19 protein-coding genes are annotated in these 16871 nt (G+C 69.0%); 8 read left to right on the forward strand and 11 right to left on the reverse strand.

Annotation, left to right across the window (positions count from 1 at the left end):
* Window positions 1-150: 150 nt before the first annotated feature.
* Together MELE44368_RS08145 and mhuD are read right to left on the reverse strand one after the other, a co-directional pair.
* Window positions 151-1527 carry a serine hydrolase gene (locus MELE44368_RS08145; RefSeq protein ID WP_409366110.1) on the reverse strand — a complete coding sequence of 459 codons (1377 nt, stop codon included), beginning with the start codon at window positions 1525-1527 and terminating at the stop codon, window positions 151-153.
* Window positions 1508-1831, reverse strand: a complete 324-nt coding sequence (gene mhuD, locus MELE44368_RS08150) for a mycobilin-forming heme oxygenase MhuD (protein ID WP_046752949.1) — start codon at window positions 1829-1831, stop codon at window positions 1508-1510. Before mhuD ends, MELE44368_RS08145 begins: the two co-directional genes overlap by 20 nt.
* Window positions 1832-1885: 54 nt before the next feature.
* Here mhuD and MELE44368_RS08155 point away from each other — a divergent pair, with 54 nt between their 5' ends.
* Entirely contained in the window at window positions 1886-2671 is a 786-nt protein-coding gene (locus MELE44368_RS08155) for an alpha/beta fold hydrolase (RefSeq protein WP_128108041.1), read from the forward strand.
* On the opposite strand, the gene MELE44368_RS08160 is transcribed toward MELE44368_RS08155, so the two are convergent.
* On the reverse strand, window positions 2645-2902 hold the full coding sequence (locus tag MELE44368_RS08160; protein WP_128108042.1) for a hypothetical protein: 258 nt from the start codon (window positions 2900-2902) through the stop codon (window positions 2645-2647). The genes MELE44368_RS08155 and MELE44368_RS08160 overlap by 27 nt on opposite strands.
* A gap of 71 nt (window positions 2903-2973) precedes the next feature.
* Here MELE44368_RS08160 and MELE44368_RS08165 point away from each other — a divergent pair, with 71 nt between their 5' ends.
* Window positions 2974-3948 (forward strand): GlxA family transcriptional regulator, encoded by a 975-nt coding sequence (locus MELE44368_RS08165; RefSeq protein ID WP_128108043.1) that lies wholly within the window; start codon window positions 2974-2976, stop codon window positions 3946-3948.
* Between the two features lie 74 nt (window positions 3949-4022).
* Here the strand turns inward: MELE44368_RS08165 and MELE44368_RS08170 are convergent, their stop codons facing one another.
* Window positions 4023-4895: an HhH-GPD family protein gene (locus MELE44368_RS08170; protein ID WP_128108044.1), complete on the reverse strand. Its 873-nt coding sequence runs from the start codon at window positions 4893-4895 to the stop codon at window positions 4023-4025.
* Here MELE44368_RS08170 and MELE44368_RS08175 point away from each other — a divergent pair.
* Both MELE44368_RS08175 and MELE44368_RS08180 read left to right on the forward strand, forming a co-directional pair.
* Window positions 4894-5514 carry a carbonic anhydrase gene (locus tag MELE44368_RS08175; protein WP_128108045.1) on the forward strand — a complete coding sequence of 207 codons (621 nt, stop codon included), beginning with the start codon at window positions 4894-4896 and terminating at the stop codon, window positions 5512-5514. The genes MELE44368_RS08170 and MELE44368_RS08175 overlap by 2 nt on opposite strands.
* 59 nt (window positions 5515-5573) lie before the next feature.
* Window positions 5574-6338, forward strand: a complete 765-nt coding sequence (locus tag MELE44368_RS08180; RefSeq protein ID WP_164890058.1) for a hypothetical protein — start codon at window positions 5574-5576, stop codon at window positions 6336-6338.
* A 59-nt stretch (window positions 6339-6397) separates the two neighbouring features.
* Here the strand turns inward: MELE44368_RS08180 and disA are convergent, their stop codons facing one another.
* From disA to MELE44368_RS08195, 3 genes are all read right to left on the reverse strand, one after another.
* The gene (gene disA / locus MELE44368_RS08185; RefSeq protein ID WP_128108046.1) at window positions 6398-7516 is read right to left on the reverse strand and encodes a DNA integrity scanning diadenylate cyclase DisA; all 1119 of its coding nucleotides are present in this window, start codon (window positions 7514-7516) and stop codon (window positions 6398-6400) included.
* Window positions 7517-7542: 26 nt separating this feature from the next.
* Window positions 7543-8922, reverse strand: coding sequence for a DNA repair protein RadA (gene radA, locus MELE44368_RS08190; RefSeq protein ID WP_128108047.1), 1380 nt, complete (start codon window positions 8920-8922; stop codon window positions 7543-7545).
* A gap of 66 nt (window positions 8923-8988) precedes the next feature.
* Window positions 8989-9555, reverse strand: coding sequence for a copper chaperone PCu(A)C domain-containing protein (locus MELE44368_RS08195; RefSeq protein ID WP_128108048.1), 567 nt, complete (start codon window positions 9553-9555; stop codon window positions 8989-8991).
* Between the two features lie 292 nt (window positions 9556-9847).
* Between MELE44368_RS08195 and carD the strand changes: the two genes are divergently transcribed.
* Genes carD through rlmB form a run of 4 tightly spaced genes read left to right on the forward strand, consistent with a single transcriptional unit; the run spans window position 9848 to window position 13229 of the window.
* On the forward strand, window positions 9848-10336 hold the full coding sequence (gene carD / locus MELE44368_RS08200) for an RNA polymerase-binding transcription factor CarD (protein WP_046752935.1): 489 nt from the start codon (window positions 9848-9850) through the stop codon (window positions 10334-10336).
* Window positions 10337-10341: 5 nt separating this feature from the next.
* On the forward strand, window positions 10342-10866 hold the full coding sequence (ispF, locus tag MELE44368_RS08205; RefSeq protein ID WP_128108049.1) for a 2-C-methyl-D-erythritol 2,4-cyclodiphosphate synthase: 525 nt from the start codon (window positions 10342-10344) through the stop codon (window positions 10864-10866).
* 38 nt (window positions 10867-10904) lie between these two features.
* Complete coding sequence (gene cysS / locus MELE44368_RS08210; protein WP_128108082.1) at window positions 10905-12296, forward strand: cysteine--tRNA ligase; 1392 nt, start codon at window positions 10905-10907, stop codon at window positions 12294-12296.
* Window positions 12297-13229 (forward strand): 23S rRNA (guanosine(2251)-2'-O)-methyltransferase RlmB, encoded by a 933-nt coding sequence (gene rlmB, locus MELE44368_RS08215; protein ID WP_128108050.1) that lies wholly within the window; start codon window positions 12297-12299, stop codon window positions 13227-13229.
* Window positions 13230-13247: 18 nt separating this feature from the next.
* Here the strand turns inward: rlmB and MELE44368_RS08220 are convergent, their stop codons facing one another.
* Genes MELE44368_RS08220 through bluB form a run of 4 tightly spaced genes read right to left on the reverse strand, consistent with a single transcriptional unit; the run spans window position 13248 to window position 16864 of the window.
* On the reverse strand, window positions 13248-14483 hold the full coding sequence (locus MELE44368_RS08220) for an SLC13 family permease (protein ID WP_128108051.1): 1236 nt from the start codon (window positions 14481-14483) through the stop codon (window positions 13248-13250).
* On the reverse strand, window positions 14474-15394 hold the full coding sequence (locus MELE44368_RS08225; RefSeq protein ID WP_128108052.1) for an MBL fold metallo-hydrolase: 921 nt from the start codon (window positions 15392-15394) through the stop codon (window positions 14474-14476). Before MELE44368_RS08225 ends, MELE44368_RS08220 begins: the two co-directional genes overlap by 10 nt.
* Window positions 15395-15426: 32 nt before the next feature.
* Window positions 15427-16200 carry a LamB/YcsF family protein gene (locus MELE44368_RS08230; protein ID WP_128108053.1) on the reverse strand — a complete coding sequence of 258 codons (774 nt, stop codon included), beginning with the start codon at window positions 16198-16200 and terminating at the stop codon, window positions 15427-15429.
* Window positions 16193-16864 (reverse strand): 5,6-dimethylbenzimidazole synthase, encoded by a 672-nt coding sequence (bluB, locus tag MELE44368_RS08235; protein WP_128108054.1) that lies wholly within the window; start codon window positions 16862-16864, stop codon window positions 16193-16195. Before bluB ends, MELE44368_RS08230 begins: the two co-directional genes overlap by 8 nt.
* Window positions 16865-16871 lie beyond the last annotated feature (7 nt).

The following is a 16871-nucleotide window of genomic DNA, read 5'->3' on the forward strand; positions in this document are numbered from 1 at the left end:
CATGTCGACGGTCGCCGATCAGGTCGTCGTCCTCGACCCCGACCCGCCGGAGAATCTGCGCGACGCTGTCGTGCGGGCCGCGGCCGTGTGTCCGGCGCAGGCCCTGCGGGTCGTCTGACGCCGACCGAGCGCTGCGGCCCGTGTCGTGGCTCAGCCGATCGGCACCAGATCGAAGGTCTGGTGTGCGATCGACAAGAGCCAGCCCGCCGCGGTGGGGCTGCGGAAGCGCGGCCAGTTCAGCTGGAAGCTGACGACCCACGGCTGCCCGGTGTGATCTACCGCGTACCAGCTGAACGTCAAGTCCCCGGGCAGGTTTCCGCCCTTCGCGCCGATGTAGGTCCACTTCGACTCGTCGAGCTCGATGCCGGGAATGGCCGATAGGATCTCCTTGACCGGCGCCGCCTCGCCGACCGCCCCGGCCTGGAGCGCGGCGTGCACCCGGCAGATGTCTTCGGCGCTGCCGTACCACTCCGCGCCGAACTCCGACGCCGGCGAGTGGGTGCGCTCCGGATCCGGTTGATACGGACGCGAATTCGTCTGCTTCAGCAGGGCGGCGCGGCCCTCCGGGGATGCGCTCTTCCACTGGTCGCGCAGATCGGGTTCGCCCCAGCCGACCGAGAACAGTTCGTGCATCGTCGGGAACGGGGTCATGCTCGCCGGATCGTGATGGCCGGCGGTGACAAGCGCCCGTTCCACGGCGCCTGTGCCCACCCGTTCGATGAGCAGGTCGGTCGCCATGTTGTCACTCGCTGAAATCATCTTTTGGGCAGCGGTTCTCACCGATATCTGAGCACCGGCCGGCGGCTGCTCCGAACCGGACGAGCCGACATCCTTGGCCCGTTTGGTGACGGTCAACGAGTCGTTCCAGTCCAGCGTGCCGTCCTTCACCGCCTCCGCGACGGCCAGCAGCACATACAGTTTGAAGATCGAGGCCAGCGGCAGTGACAGGTCGGTGTTGGTTCCGGCGACCACGCTGCACTCCCGGGTGTCGAGATCGACTTTGGACACCTGATAGCTGTAACGCGCACCGGATTTCGTCAACTCGGCGTCGATGTCCGACCAGCTGTCGACGGTCGGTGGCTGCAGCGACACGTCGAGCCGGTCCACCATGCCCGCGTCGTCGGTGCGCAGGGTGATCTCCTGCTCGACCCCGTAGGACGTCACCACATTCAGCGTCGCCTGCCCGGCGCCGAGGTTGACGCCCGTCACGGTGAACGGCCGGTCCCACCAAATCTTGTCGAGTTGCGCCACGATGTCGTCGACCTCGTCGGGCGCGGCGAGGGTGCGCACGCCGACCTCACCGATCGGCCAATCCGAGTTCAGCATGTCCATGGTCTGCTTTGCCCGCAGACCAGGCGGGGTGTTGATCTCGATCGGCACGCCGTACGCCGCATCGGCCCGTTCGGACACAGCCGGTTCGGGGGCGCGCGTCGCGCATCCGGCCGACGCGACCACCAGCGCGACCGCGACCGCTAGGCCGGTCGCCCGGCGCGGGACAGCCCTGCCGCTATTTACTGCCACCCGCAACGTCAAGGACGACCTCGAACTCCAGTAGGGATGCGCCGGTGGCCACCGGATTGGCCTGCTGGCCCTTGTGCGCCTCGATGGCCGGGCCGGTCGCCCACGCCTGGAACGCCTCCTCGGACTCCCACTGGGTCACCACGAAGTACCGATCCTCGCCCTTGACCGGCCGCAGCAGCTGAAAGCCAAGGAAACCGGGCTGGTTGTCGACGGCGTGGGCGCGGTGAGCGAACCGTTTCTCCAGTTCGGGGCCCGCATTCGGAGGCACCTCGATTGCATTGATTTTCACCACGGGGTTCTGGCTCGACATGCGCATCAGGCTACCGAATGGGTGCGCGGCGCTCCGAGGCGTGATGATGTCGGCATGCAACACGCCTCGGGGGGCCACGGCGCCCTGACCCACCGCGGCGGCAAGGGCCGCCCGCTGGTGCTGGTACACGGCCTGATGGGGCGGGGTAGCACCTGGTCTCGCCAGCTGCCCTGGCTGACCCGGCTCGGCGAGGTGTACACGTACGACGCGCCGTGGCATCGGGGACGCGACGTCGACGACGCGCACCCGATCAGCACCGAGCGGTTCGTGGCCGATCTCGGCGACGCGGTGGCGGACATCGGCAGGCCGGCGGTCATGATCGGGCACTCGATGGGCGGGCTGCACTCGTGGTGTCTGGCCGCCACCCACCCGGATCTGGTCGAGGCGCTGGTCATCGAGGACATGGCACCCGACTTCCGCGGCCGCACCACCGGCCCGTGGGAGCCATGGCTGCACGCCCTGCCGGTGGAATTCGACTCCGCGCAACAGGTCTACGACGAATTCGGGCCCGTCGCCGGCCAGTACTTCCTCGAGGCGTTCGACCGCACGGCGACCGGCTGGCGACTGCACGGGCACCCGAAGGTGTGGATCGAGATCGCCGCCGAATGGGGCACCAGGGACTACTGGCGAGAGTGGGCCGCGGTCCGTGCGCCCGCGTTGCTCATCGAGGCGGAAAACTCCGTCACGCCCCCGGGCCAGATGCGCCGAATGGCCGAGACCGGTTGGCGGGCAACATATCTGGCTGTACCGGAGGCGGGCCACCTGGTGCACGACGACTCGCCGCGGGCCTACCGGCAGGCGGTGGAGTCGTTTCTAGCGACGCTCGCCGAGCGCGCCTGAGGCCGGCCAGGCCGGCTGCTGTTCGAAGCGGGTGCGCACCGCGTACAGGTCGTGCTCCAGGCGGGGCGTGTCGCGGTCGTCGACCGGGTCGGACCCGTAGGCACGGCCGGCGATCAGCGTGGCCAGCCAGAACTGGTCGACACCCGGCCGTGAGCGACCGGCGGCCCAGCTGACGGCGAAGGCCACCGCGAAAGGCGCGATCAGGATCAGAAAGGTCAGGGCAGTCGTCATGGCAGTAATCATTCGCTAGTAAAAATTCCGCCAACAGTGGCAGAAATGACACGCCGAGATAAAATGCTGCCATGGCTTTGAAAAGCGCATCTGCGCTGGTGCTGGACGGTCTAGCGATTTTCGAGTTCGGCGTGGTCTGCGAGGTGTTCGGCATCGACCGCTCCGCCGACGGCGTGCCCAACATCGACTTCAAAGTGTGCGGACCGCAGCCTGGTCGGCCGCTGTCCACCTCGGTAGGTGCGACGCTGACGCCCGATCACGGTCTCGGCGACCTGGTCGGTGCGGACCTGGTGGCGATTCCGGCGATCGGCAACTCGGAGTATCCGCCCGAGGCACTGGAAGCGGTCAGGGCGGCCGCCGACTCCGGTTCGATCGTCCTCACGGTCTGCTCAGGGGCGTTCGTCGCGGGCGCCGCCGGCCTGCTCGACGGCAGGCCGTGCACCACGCACTGGATGCACGCCGACGAACTCGCCCGCCGGTATCCGACGGCCAAGGTCGACCGCAACGTGTTGTACGTCGACGACGGCAACCTGATCACCAGCGCGGGCACCGCGGCCGGTATCGACGCCTGCCTGCATCTGGTGCGTCGCGAGCTCGGCAGCGAGGTGACCAACAAGATCGCCCGCCGCATGGTGGTGGCGCCTCAGCGCGACGGCGGCCAACGGCAGTACATCGACCAGCCGATCCCGGTGCGGTGTTCGGAACGCTTTGCGCCGCACCTTGATTGGATTTTGGCGAACCTCGACCAGCCGCACACTGTTGCGACGCTGGCCGCCCGTGCGCACATGTCCGCCCGCACGTTCGCCCGCCGATTCGTCGAGGAGACCGGGCGCACCCCCATGCAGTGGGTCACCGACCAACGGGTGCTGTATGCGCGCAGGCTGCTCGAGGAGACCGACCTCGACGTCGACCGGATCGCCGAGCGTTCGGGTTTCGGCACCGCGACGCTGCTGCGGCATCACTTCCGCAGGATCATCGGCGTGACGCCGTCGGACTACCGGCGCCGGTTCGCCTGCGCATCAGACGGGCAGCCAGCCACCGCCTGAGCTCTCCGACCGCGAACGTGGGTTACCCGCACACCTTTACGCGGATTCGCGTGACACCACCCCACACTCGGCGGTCACGGGTTGCCCTCTCCGGCGAGCGCGTAGCGGCCGTCGTCGGTCTGCTCCACCAACCCGTCGACCAGCAGTGAGTCCAGGGCGCGGTCGCGTTGCGCGGTGTCGGCCAGCCACGCGACGTCCAGCTCTGCCCGGGTGACGGGAGAGTCTTTGGCGCGCAACACATCCAGTAACCGGCCGCGGGCCTGGCGGTCGGTGCCCGCGTACCGCTGCGGCCGTCGCGCAGGGGTCGCAGAGGCCGGATATCCGCGCGAACGCCATGCGCAGACGCTGAGCGGGCACCCGGCGCAGCGCGGCGCCCGGGCGGTACACACCGTCGCGCCGAACTCCATCAGCGCAACCGAAAACCGCGGCGCGTCATCGCTTTCCGGCAGCAACGCCGCCACATCGGTGAGGTCGCGTGCCGAGGGGGCGGCGTCCGCGCGACCGTGCACCACCCGCGTCACCACCCGGCGGACGTTGGTGTCGACGACCGGAACCCGCTGCTGGAAGGCGAAGCAGGCGACGGCACGCGCGGTGTAGGCGCCGATTCCCGGCAGGGTCAACAGCGTGTCGACATCCGAGGGCACCACGTCGCGGTACTGGCCGGCGATCACAGTCGCGCACTCGTGCAGCCGTTTGGCGCGGCGCGGGTAGCCGAGCTTGCCCCAGGCGCGCAACACGTCGGCGGCACTGGCCGCGGCGGTCGCCGAGGGCGTCGGCCACCGCGCCACCCAGGCTTCCCACACCGGCTGCACCCGCGCGACCGGCGTCTGCTGGAGCATGAACTCGCTGACCAGCACCTGCCACGGCGTCACTCCGGGCCGCCGCCACGGCAGATCGCGGCGTGCGCCGTCGTACCAATCGAGCAGCTGGGGCACAATGTCAGTCATGCCGCACACCAGCCCGGTAACCGCGTGGAAAGCACTCAAAGAAGGTAACGAGCGGTTCGTCGCGGGCAAACCCGTGCATCCGAGCCAGGGAGTCGAGCACCGGGCCGGCCTGGCCGAGACGCAGACACCGACCGCGGTGGTGTTCGGCTGCGGCGACAGCCGGGTGGCCGCCGAGCTGATCTTCGATCAGGGACTCGGCGACATGTTCGTGGTGCGCACCGCCGGGCACGTCATTGACGCCGCGGTGCTCGGCTCGGTCGAGTATGCCGTCGCGGTGCTCGACGTGCCGCTGATCGTGGTACTCGGTCACGACAGCTGCGGGGCGGTCAAGGCGACGCTCTCGGCCCTCGATGAGGGCGTGGTACCGGGCGGCTACGTCCGCGACATCGTCGAACGCGTCATGCCGTCGATCCTGCTGGGCCGCCGCGACGGCCTGACCAGGGTCGACGAGTTCGAAGCCCGCCACGTCATCGAGACCGGCGCGCAGTTGATGGCGCGGTCAACGACCATCTCCGAGGGGGTGGCCGCGGGCACGCTGGCGATCGTCGGCGCCACCTACCACCTGGCCGACGGCCGCGTGGGGTTGCGGGCCCACCTGGGTGACATCGGCGAAGCCTGACGCGCGACACGCCGAGGCGCCTCGGACAACTGGGCGTGACCTGGGCTTATCGTGGCCGTGTGCTGGATCTGGAACCGCAAGGCCCGCTACCTCCGCAAATTTACTGGCGGCGCAGGGCGCTGGCGTTGGGCTTGGCGGTCCTGGTCATCGGCGTGATTTCGGCGATCGTGGTGGCAATCGTGGCCAACACCGGGTCGGCCGAAACCACGAACGCCGAGCAGGCGGCCGAGAGCCCCGAAGCCGCACCGACCCCGCTGCCCGGCGAAAACCCCGAAGTCAAGTCGCCCGTCATGCCGCCGCCCGAGGCGGCCCCGCCGGCGACGCCCACACCGACCGCGGCGGTGACCCCGCCGCCGGTGCTCAAGGAGGGCGACGACTGCCCGGACTCCACGCTCGCGGTCAAGGGCATCACCAACCAGCCGCAGTACGTGGTGGGCGATCAGCCGAAGTTCACCATGGTGGTCACCAACATCGGTCTGGTCTCGTGCAAGCGTGACGTCGGGGCGGCCGTGCTGGCCGCGTACGTCTACGGGTTGGACAACAACCGGCTGTGGTCGAACCTCGACTGCGCACCGTCGAACGAGACGCTGGTCAAGACGTTCCAGCCCGGTGAGCAGGTGACCACCGAGGTGACCTGGACGGGGATGGGTTCGGCGCCGGGCTGTCCGCTGCCGCGTGAGCCGATCGGTCCGGGCACCTACAACCTCGTTGTGCAGCTGGGCAATTTACGTTCGGCGACGGTGCCGTTCGTCCTGGCCGAGCAGGCGCAGGTGCCGCACGCCGAGGGCGCGCCGCTGCCCGGCCCGGCCCCCGCGGCGGGCTGACTTCCGCCTCTAGATCGCGCCGAAACGCCGATCTCGGCGGCGGCCGAGACGAGAAGCGATCAGGCCAGTCGGTCGGCGATCGTGGATTCGGCCAGCTGGGAAAGGCCCTCGCGAATGTGGCGGGCCCACATCGAACCGATGCCCTCCACCGACTGCAGATCGCCCGCACTGGCCGCCAGCAAGCCCTGAAGCGAGCCGAACGACCGCACCAACAGGTCCACGTGGGCGAACTGCAGCCGCGGAATGCCGGCCATCGCGCGATAGCCCCGTGAACTCATCGCCGAATCCTGCGCCTCCATCGTGGACGGATACCCGAAAACCCTTGCCAGCGCGGTGAAGTCGAGCAGTTCGTTGTCAGACAACGCGTCGAGCTCTTCCAGCGTGGTTCGCACCTGCTCGGTGGTCGGCGGATCCGGGTTGGCGTGATAGTCGCGCACGATCAGCTCGCGGGCCGTGTCGTTGTCGCCGACCAGCTCTTCGACCTGAAGCTTGAGCTGACGCCCGTCGGTGCCGAGTTCGACCACGTCGGCGTCGATCTCCAAGCTGATCCGGCGCACCATCTCGAGTCGCTGCACCACCGTCATCACGTCGCGCAACGTCACGAAGTCCTCGATCTCGGCCGTCGACAGCTGCCTGCTGACCTCGTCGAGGCGGGTCTTGTAGCGCTCGAGGGTGTCGATGGTCTGGTTGGCCCGCGACAGGATCGTCGCCGAATCGGGAACCACGTGGCGCTCGCCGGCCACATAGACGGTCACGATGCTCATCGAATGGCTCACCGAGATCACCGGGTAGCCGGTCTGGATCGCTGTGCGTTCGGCCGACCGGTGCCGGGTGCCGGATTCCTCGGTCGGGATCGACGGGTCGGGCACCAACTGCACGTTGGCCCGCAGAATGCGGCTGCCGTCGCTGGAGAGCACCACCGCGCCGTCCATCTTCGAAAGTTCGCGCAGTCGGGTCGGCGCGAAGCGGATGTCGAGCTCGAAACCGCCGTCGCAGATGGCTTCGACGCTGTCGTCGTATCCGATCACGATCAGGGCCCCGGTGCGCCCGCGCAGGACCCGCTCCAGGCCGTCACGCAGGGCGGTGCCCGGGGCGAGCCGTGCGAGCGTCTCGCGCATCGTGGGGCGCGCCAACTGCACCACTTTGCGCCCAGACCGGCCGCCCGCCTTCACGGCCATCGGCCCCCTCCTAGGATCGGTCGCCGTTATCGGTCATCTTTGCTGATATCCCGCAATACCCGCAATGCCGCGCCGATGTTGTCGGCCCCGATCGCGCGCAATCCGTTCGGCACCGACGTGACGCCCGGCGGCACCACGGCGCGGGTGAAACCCAGCCGCGCGGCCTCGGCGAGCCGCCGATCCATCCCGGCGACGCGCCTGAGGTCACCGGCCAGCCCGACCTCACCGATGGCGATGACGGCGGCGGGTACCGGCAGGTTCATCTTGGACGACGCGATCGCGACCGCGACCGCCAGATCTGCGGACGGGTCGGTCAGCCGCATGCCGCCGACCGTCGACAGGTAGATGTCGTGACCGCTGATCCCCAGCGCCGCGTGCCTGTCGAGCACGGCGGTGATCATCGCCGCGCGTGCGGAGTCGATGCCGCTGACCGCACGCCGCGCCGGCCCGTTTGCTGGCGGGCCGATGAGCGCCTGCACTTCGCCGATCAGCGGTCGCTTGCCGTCGAGCGTCACCGTGATCGCGGTGCCCGCCACCGGTTTGGGCCGCAGGTCGCGGAACAATCCCGACGGGTCGGCGACCCCTTCGATTCCGTTGTCGTGCAACAGGAAACAACCGACCTCGTCGGCCGCGCCGAACCGGTTCTTGACGCCGCGGACCATGCGCAGCAATGACGCGCGGTCACCTTCGAAGTGCAAGACGACATCGACCAGATGCTCCAGCGAGCGCGGACCGGCGATGGCCCCGTCCTTGGTGACGTGGCCGACGAGTATCAGCGCGACGCCCGATGTCTTCGCCGCCATCGTCAAAGCGGTGGTGACCGCGCGCACCTGGGTCACGCCGCCGGTCACGCCGTCGGCCTCGGAGGTCGACATGGTCTGCACGGAGTCGACCACCACGAGGCTGGGCTGCACCTCCTCGATGTGCCCCAGCGCCGTGGACAGATCCGATTCGGCGGCGAGATAGACCTCGTCGTGTGTGCAGCCGGTCCGTTCGGCCCGCATCCGGATCTGGCCCGCCGACTCCTCACCCGACAGATACAGCGCCCGCTTGCCCGCCTCGGCCCACCGGTGTGCGACCTCGAGCAGCAGGGTCGACTTGCCGACGCCGGGATCGCCGGCCAACAGTGTCACCGAACCCGGCACCAGCCCACCGCCGAGCACCCGGTCGAGCTCGTCGACACCGGTGCGGAAGTGCCGGGTGCGGCCCGGGTCGATCGAGCTGATCGGCACCGCGGGCGAGGCGGGGGCCACGGCGCGCCGAGTGGGTGCGCCGTTGACCGCGGCCAGCATCGTCACCTCGTCGACGGTGCCCCAGGTTCCGCAGTCCGGGCAGCGCCCGACCCACTTCGGGGTCAGGTGGTGGCATTCCGAGCAGCGGTACTGCGAACGCTGAGCTTTGGCCACGCTGTGACGTTAGCCCCGCGGACCGACAGAACAGCCTCGGTGAGCTGCCGTGTCGCCGATTCGCGGTCAGTGACCGCCCGAGTGACCGCCGGTGTCCCGCACGTCCTCGCGGCGCGGCGCCTCACCCGCGGACAGCGGCACCTGAACGGTGCCTTCGCCGGCCTTCTCGAACTTGAAGGTGAACTCGTACGTCAGGCCGTTGGTGATCGGCTTGGTCAGCGACACGCTGGCCTCCGCGGCCTCGGCGGCCTCCAGGCTTTCCAGCGGTGTGATCTGGCCGTCGGGAGCGCCGACGATCAGCACACCGCCGGCCGGCAGTGTGGTGTCACCGGTCAGCGTCACCGAGCCGACCTCGGAGGTGATCGACACCAGCTTGTCGTCGTGCTCCCGCGACTGGTTGGACGCCTGGAACATCAGCTCGACGTCGGTGCCGGGCTGAACGAAATCCGATGTCTGGATGACCTGCAGGTGGATGTTGCGGAGGGCGACATCGCCGATGTTTGCGCTGGTGCCGTTGACAGCGGGCTCCTGCATGGTGGTCTGGGACACCTGCCCGGCGCCGCAGCCACTGAGCGCACCACCGACTAGGACGGCAGCGGCCACCCCGCAAGCGGCCATTTTGAAGCGGTCCACACGTGCCTCCTGCTCGACCGTCGAGCGACCGAACACGGTCGCGGGATTCGACTATGCAGAGTAGTAGGTGCGCTGAACGGGCGGTAGCAGAGGTGGCACCCAAACGTCCCCGGCCACTGCAAAGCCCGCTCCGACAACGCCCGCACGGCACCCGCGGTGGGTCCACGCATTGCACGTATTCATCAACCTGTCAAGCCCCGACCCCCACCTGCGGTGCCCCTGACCTGCACAGTTGGTCCGCACGCTTCTTCGGCCCGTGCTAACATTGGGTTGTGAAAGGGGCTCGAAACTGATGATTTTCAAGGTCGGAGACACCGTTGTTTATCCCCACCACGGTGCTGCGTTGATCGAGGCGATTGAAACCCGAACCATCAAAGGCGAACAGAAGGAATATCTCGTCTTGAAGGTCGCCCAAGGGGACCTCACGGTTCGAGTGCCTGCCGAGAACGCTGAATACGTCGGGGTGCGTGACGTGGTCGGCCAGGAGGGTCTGGACAAGGTCTTCCAGGTACTCCGTGCTCCGCACACCGAAGAACCGACCAACTGGTCGCGCCGGTACAAGGCCAACCTCGAGAAGCTGGCCTCCGGCGACGTCAACAAGGTCGCCGAGGTGGTTCGCGACCTGTGGCGTCGGGACCAGGAACGCGGCCTGTCCGCGGGCGAGAAGCGGATGCTTGCCAAGGCGCGGCAGATCCTGGTCGGTGAGCTCGCGTTGGCCGAGAACACCGACGACGCCAAGGCTTCGAGCATCCTCGACGAGGTGCTGGCCGCCGCCTCCTGACGGCCATGACGGGCCTGCCACGGATCGGGCTCGGCACCGACGTTCACCCGATCGAGGCCGGACGGCCGTGCTGGCTGCTGTGCCTGTTGTTCGATGACGCCGACGGATGCGCCGGTCACTCCGACGGGGACGTGGCCGCACATGCGTTGTGCGACGCGCTGCTGTCGGCGGCCGGCCTCGGCGATCTCGGTGAGGTGTTCGGCACCGGCAGACCCGAATGGGGCGGCGCGAGCGGTGTGGACATGTTGCGCCACGTTCTCGAGCTGGTCACCGCCGCCGGCTTCCGAGTCGGCAACGCCGCGATCCAGGTGATCGGAAACCAACCCAAGATCGGCCCGAGACGGGCCGAGGCCCAGCAGCTGCTCTCGGAGCTGCTGGGCGCCCCTGTTTCCGTGTCGGCGACGACGACGGACGGGCTCGGGCTCACCGGACGTGGAGAGGGTATGGCCGCGATCGCCACGGCCCTGGTTGTCGCCGCCGCCGACGGGCCAGGCACAGCCGATGCGGGATATGCGCAAATAGGCCGGTAAGCTGGCGCGTCGTGACCAATCGCGCCGGAGCTCCCGCCATGCGGCTCCACGACACCATGAGCGGTGGCGTACGCGATTTCGTGCCAGTCAAACCCGGTCACGTGTCGATCTACCTGTGCGGGGCGACCGTGCAGGGGCTGCCGCACATCGGCCATGTGCGCAGCGGGGTGGCGTTCGACGTGCTGCGACGCTGGCTGATGGCCAAGGGTCTCGATGTCGCGTTCATCCGCAACGTCACCGACATCGACGACAAGATCCTCGCCAAGGCGGCCGATGCCGGTCGGCCGTGGTGGGAGTGGGCCGCCACCTACGAACGGGCGTTCACGGACGCCTACGACGCGCTGGGCGTGCTTCCGCCTTCGGCTGAGCCCCGCGCCACCGGCCACATCACCCAGATGGTCGAGCTGATCGAGCGACTGATCGAACGCGGCCACGCCTATGCCAGCGGCGGCGACGTGTACTTCGACGTGCTCAGCCTGCCCGGCTACGGCAAGTTGTCCGGCCACAAGCTCGCCGACGTGCACCAGGGTGAGGGAGTGGCCACCGGCAAGCGCGACCAACGCGACTTCACGCTGTGGAAGGGCGCCAAACCCGGTGAACCGTCCTGGCCCACACCGTGGGGCAGGGGCAGGCCCGGCTGGCACACCGAGTGTGTGGCGATGTGCGAGGCCTATCTCGGCTCCGAGTTCGACATCCACGCCGGCGGCATGGACCTGGTGTTCCCGCATCACGAGAACGAGATCGCACAGGCGGAGGGCGCCGGCGACCACTTCGCCCGGTTCTGGCTGCACAACGGCTGGGTCACCATGGGCGGCGAGAAGATGAGCAAGTCGTTGGGCAACGTGTTGGCGATTCCGGCTGTGCTGCAACGGGTCCGGGCCGCCGAGCTGCGTTATTACCTGGGCAGCGCGCACTACCGCTCGATGCTCGAATTCACCGAGACCGCGTTGGCCGACGCCGCGCGGGCCTACAGCGGCATCGAGGATTTCCTGCACCGGGTGCGCAACCGCGTCGGCGCGGTCGTTCCCGGGCAGTGGACGCCGAAGTTCGCAGCCGCCCTCGACGACGATCTGGCGGTGCCCGCGGCGTTGGCCGAGGTGCACGCCGCACGCGCGGAGGGCAACCGGGCGCTGGACGCGGGCGACCACGACACCGCGCTCGCGCAGGCGATGTCGATCCGGGCGATGATGGGCATCCTCGGCGTCGACCCGCTCGACGAGCGCTGGGAATCCAAGGACGAGACGCGGGCCGCGCTGCGGGCGGTGGAGGTGCTGGTGGCGGCGGAGTTGCAGCGCCGGGAGGACGCCCGGGCACGGCGAGACTGGGCGGAGGCCGACGCGATCCGGGATCGGCTCAAGGAAGCCGGAATCGAGGTCACCGACACCGCCGACGGACCGCAGTGGACGCTGCTCGACAGGTACACGAAGTAGATGGCTGGCAATTCACGACGCCGGGGCGCGGTGCGCAAGCCGGGAACCAAGAAGGGCCCGAAGGTCGGCTCGGGTGGGGTGCGCAGGCGCGGCCTGGAAGGCCGTGGACCCACTCCGCCCGCACACATGCGACCGAACCATCCCGCCGCCAAGCGTGCCGCCAAGGGGCAGCGGCGCCCCGCCCGCAAGACCGACGAAACCGAGATCGTGTTGGGCCGCAACCCGGTGCTGGAGTGCCTGCGCGCCGGGGTGCCCGCCACCGCGTTGTACGTCGCGCTCGGCGCGGACGCCGACGAGCGGTTGACCGAATCCGTGCGCATTGCGGCGGATTCGGGCATCTCGATCCTCGAGGTGCCTCGTCACGACCTCGACCGCATCGCCGCCAACGGCCTGCACCAGGGTCTGGCGCTGCAGGTGCCGCCCTACGCCTACGCGCATCCCGACGATCTACTGGCCGCCGCGACCGCATCGGGCTCGCCGGCGCTGATCGTGGCGTTGGACAACATCTCCGATCCCCGCAACCTCGGCGCGATCGTGCGTTCGGTTGCCGCGTTCGGCGGCCACGGCGTGCTGATCCCGCAGCGACGGTCCGCGTCCGTCACCGCGGTGGCGTGGCGGACCAGCGCCGGTGCCGCGGCCCGGCTGCCGGTGGCCAGGGCGACGAATCTGACTCGGACACTGAAGAGTTGGGCCGACGCCGGACTACAGGTGGTCGGTCTGGACGCGGGCGGAGACACCACGCTCGACGAGCTCGACGGCACCGGACCGATCGTCGTCGTGGTCGGCTCCGAGGGCAAGGGGTTGTCGCGGCTGGTGCGGGAGAACTGCGACATGGTGGTGTCCATTCCGATGGCGGGGCCTACCGAGTCGCTGAACGCATCGGTGGCCGCAGGCGTGGTGCTGGCCGAGATCGCCCGCCAGCGCCGCGGCTGAGTCTTATCGGCGGCGGGATCACACGCCGACCAGCTTCATGCTCAGCCACAGCGCGAGCACCGCGACCACGAGCGTGAGTGGAACCGTGCACAGCCCGACGCGACTGAACTCGCCGGCGCGCACCGAGATCTCGCGACGGACCACCCCCCGCCACAACAGGTTGGCCAGCGATCCGACGTAGGTGAGGTTGGGGCCGATGTTCACGCCGATCAACACGGCCAGCACGGCCCCAGGAGACGACACCAGCGGCAGCAGCACGAGCACGGCAGGCAGGTTGTTCACCACGTTCGACAACACGGCCGCCACCACTGCAAGCCCCAACAGGGCAGCCAGGCCTTGACCGGCGGGCAGCACATCGCGGACCGCGGCACCGAGGCCGTTGGTGATCACGGCGGCGACCACCACCCCAAGACACAGCACGAACACCAGGAACGGAACATCCGCGGCCGCTGCCATGCCGCGCACGGTGCTGGTGCGCCGCACCAGACCGCGGGCCCCGAGCACGACCACCCCGGCGAGGGCTGCCCACGCCGGGGAGAACCCAAGCATCGAAACCCCACCGAACCCAATCAGCGTCAGCCCCAGCACCACAAGTGGCACCACCGGAACGTGCATAGGTTCGCCGGACGGTCGAGGTGGCCCAACGACCGCAAGCTCGCCGGCGAAAACCCAACGCAGCACCACGAATTCGACGGCTATCGCCGCCATCCAGGGCAACGCCATGACGGCGGTGAACTGCAGGAACGAGATTCCGGCCGCGGTGAACGCCAAGAGGTTCGTCAGATTCGACACCGGAAGAAGCAGTGAGGCGCTGTTGGCCAGATGCACCGTGGCGTAAGCGTGTGCCTTGGGTGGAACGGCAAGCATCCGTGCCGTCGCCAGCACCACCGGGGTGAGCAGGACCACGGTCGCGTCCAGGCTCAACACCGCGGTCGTCACCGCTGCTGCAACGAAAACCTTTGAGTAGAACTTACTTTGACTGCCGACACTTGTGCGGGCCATGGCCGCCCCGACGGCGCGGAACACGCCTTCGTCGTCGCACAACCGGGCAAGTACCAGCACGGCCGCGAGAAAGCCGACCACCGGCAACAGCCGGTTGACCTCCGCCAGGGCGTCGGGCACGGAGATCACCCCGAAACCGACGAGCATGCCCGCCGCCGGAAGCGCGACGATCGCCTCGGGCCACTTGTGGGGGCGAACGGCGGCGAAGAACACCACGACGGCCAGCGCGAGCAGCGCCAGCGTCAGGCCCACGGATCGGTGCGCTGCCAGAGCGTGGGCAGATGCAACTCGACGCCGTCCTCGACGGCCAGCCGGGACAGCACCCGCATCGAGACGTCCAGATCGTCGGTTGCGTACGGCAGAGCCAGCAACGGCTTGTGCAGCGGGCGGAAGAAGTCATCCCAGTGGATGAGCAACACGCGCCGGGCGCCGACGGCGCGCACGGTCTCGGTCCAGTACTCCACGAGGTAACTCTCCGGCTGCAGGCCCAGTTGTCCGACGCCGAGGCACACCACCTCGGCCCGCTGTCCCGCCAGCGCTTCCCGGACGTAGCCGGCGCTGCCCTGGATCAGCAGGCGTCGGCCCGACGCCCGATGGTGTACCAGTGTCGACCACGCTTCGCCGCACCTGTATGCCGACACCCTCACCGGCGGTACGACCGGTTCGGTGATGACACCGGGGAACCGGTCCGGCGGGCTGTGTCGGCTCTCGATCAGCGTGACGTCGTAACCGCCCACGGTCACCGTTTCGCCGGAACCGACGACCACCAGACGGTCCTCCGGTAGCCCACCGCCGCGGCCGACGTGTGCCGCCGACGTGCCGCCGACCAGCTTGGCGCCGGTGCGATCGGCCACCACCGCGCTGTCCATCACATGGTCGTAGTGGGTGTGTACGGGCAGGACGGCATCGAGCCGGTCCACGCCCATGCGCGCCAGGTACCCGGCGATGCGCGACGTCGACGGCGACAACTTGCGCGAGCCCAGCTCCACCAGCCCGGGCCGGGTGAAGAAGCCGTCGGTCATCACCGCGGACCAGCCGTCGTCGATGAGCAGCGTGGCCACACCCGCCCAGGTGACGGTCAACGCGGCGTCGGCGCGCGCGGCCGGGGCGTCGAAGTAGGACTGGTAGTCCCCCAATTTCGGGCGCCCGGGCTTCAACCGCACGCCTGCACTCTATGCGCAGCCAGGATCTCGGCTCACACGAACGGCCGAAGCTCGACACCCTCTTTGAGCAACCGGGCCCGAACCGCGTTCGCGATGTGCACCGCCCCCGGCGAATCCCCGTGAATACACACCGATTCCACCGTGACCGGGATCATCGACCCGTCGACCGCATCCACCCGGCCGGTCGCCACCATCGTCGCCACCCGCTCGGCTATCTCATCCACGTCGTGCAGCACCGCGTTGCGTTCGCGGCGCGAGACAAGTTGTCCGTCAGGGCGATACGCGCGGTCGGCGAACGCCTCCGACACCGTTCGCAGACCCAGCTCCTGCGCCTCGGCGAAGAACGCCGAGCCGGCCGGCCCGAGCACCGGCAGCTCACGATCCACGGTGTAGACCGCCTGGGCGACCGCCCGCGCCTGCACCCGGTTGGTGACGATCGCGTTGTACAGCGCGCCGTGCGGCTTGACATAGCGCACGGTCGATCCGGCCGCCTGTGCCAACGCCTGCAGGGCGCCGATCTGGTAGATGATGTCGGCGGTCAGTTCATCGGGCGGCACGTCGATGAAGCGGCGGCCGAAACCCGCGAGGTCCTGGTAGCCGACCTGTGCACCGATGGCCACCCCGCGCTCGACGGCCGCCCGGCAGGTGCGCGCCAGCGTCGCCGCGTCGCCGGCATGAAAACCGCAGGCCACGTTGGCGCTGGTGACCATGTCCAGCATTGCGGCGTCGTCACCGAACTGCCACACGCCGAAACTCTCGCCCAGGTCGGCGTTCAGGTCGATGTGTGAATCACCGGCGTCAGCCATGCCCCCAGCCTAGTGCGACAGGTCGCCACTGGTTTTCGGAGACGAACTCGGCCAGCGGTCGAGCATGCGCCCAGTCGTCGAGTTCCAGTGCCGGCCGGTCCGGAAACTCGGGTACCGGCCCCAGACACAGGATCGCCACCGGTTCGGCGCCTTCCGGGATGCCGAGCAGTTCGGCCAGCGACACGGGCTCGAAGATCGACACCCAGCCCATGCCGAGCCCCTCGGCGCGGGCCGCCAGCCAGAGGTTCTGGATGGCGCAGGACACCGACGCCAAATCCATCTGCGGCAGCGTGCGCCTGCCGAACACGTGGGCCTCCCGGCCGTCGCCGAGGGCCACCACGAAAAGCTCCGCGCAGTCCAGGATTCCCTCGACCTTGAGGGCCAGGAACTCCTCGCCGCGCGGGCCCAACGCGCGTGAGGTGTGCAACCTCTCCTCGTCGACGAGGCTGTGGATCTGCCTGCGCAGTCGCGGGTCGGTGATGCGGATGAACCGCCACGGCTGCATCAGGCCGACACTGGGCGCCGCGTGCGCGGCGTGCAGCAGTCGGGCCAGGACATCCTCGTCGACGGTGCTGTCGGGCACGAAGCGGCGCATGTCGCGGCGCTCGGCGATGGCGCGGTAGACAGCGCGCCGCTCGGCGGAACTGAACGCGTGTCTGCTCACCGGGCCA

The sequence above is a fragment of the Mycolicibacterium elephantis DSM 44368 genome, assembly GCF_004014805.1.
Lineage (GTDB): Bacteria > Actinomycetota > Actinomycetes > Mycobacteriales > Mycobacteriaceae > Mycobacterium > Mycobacterium elephantis.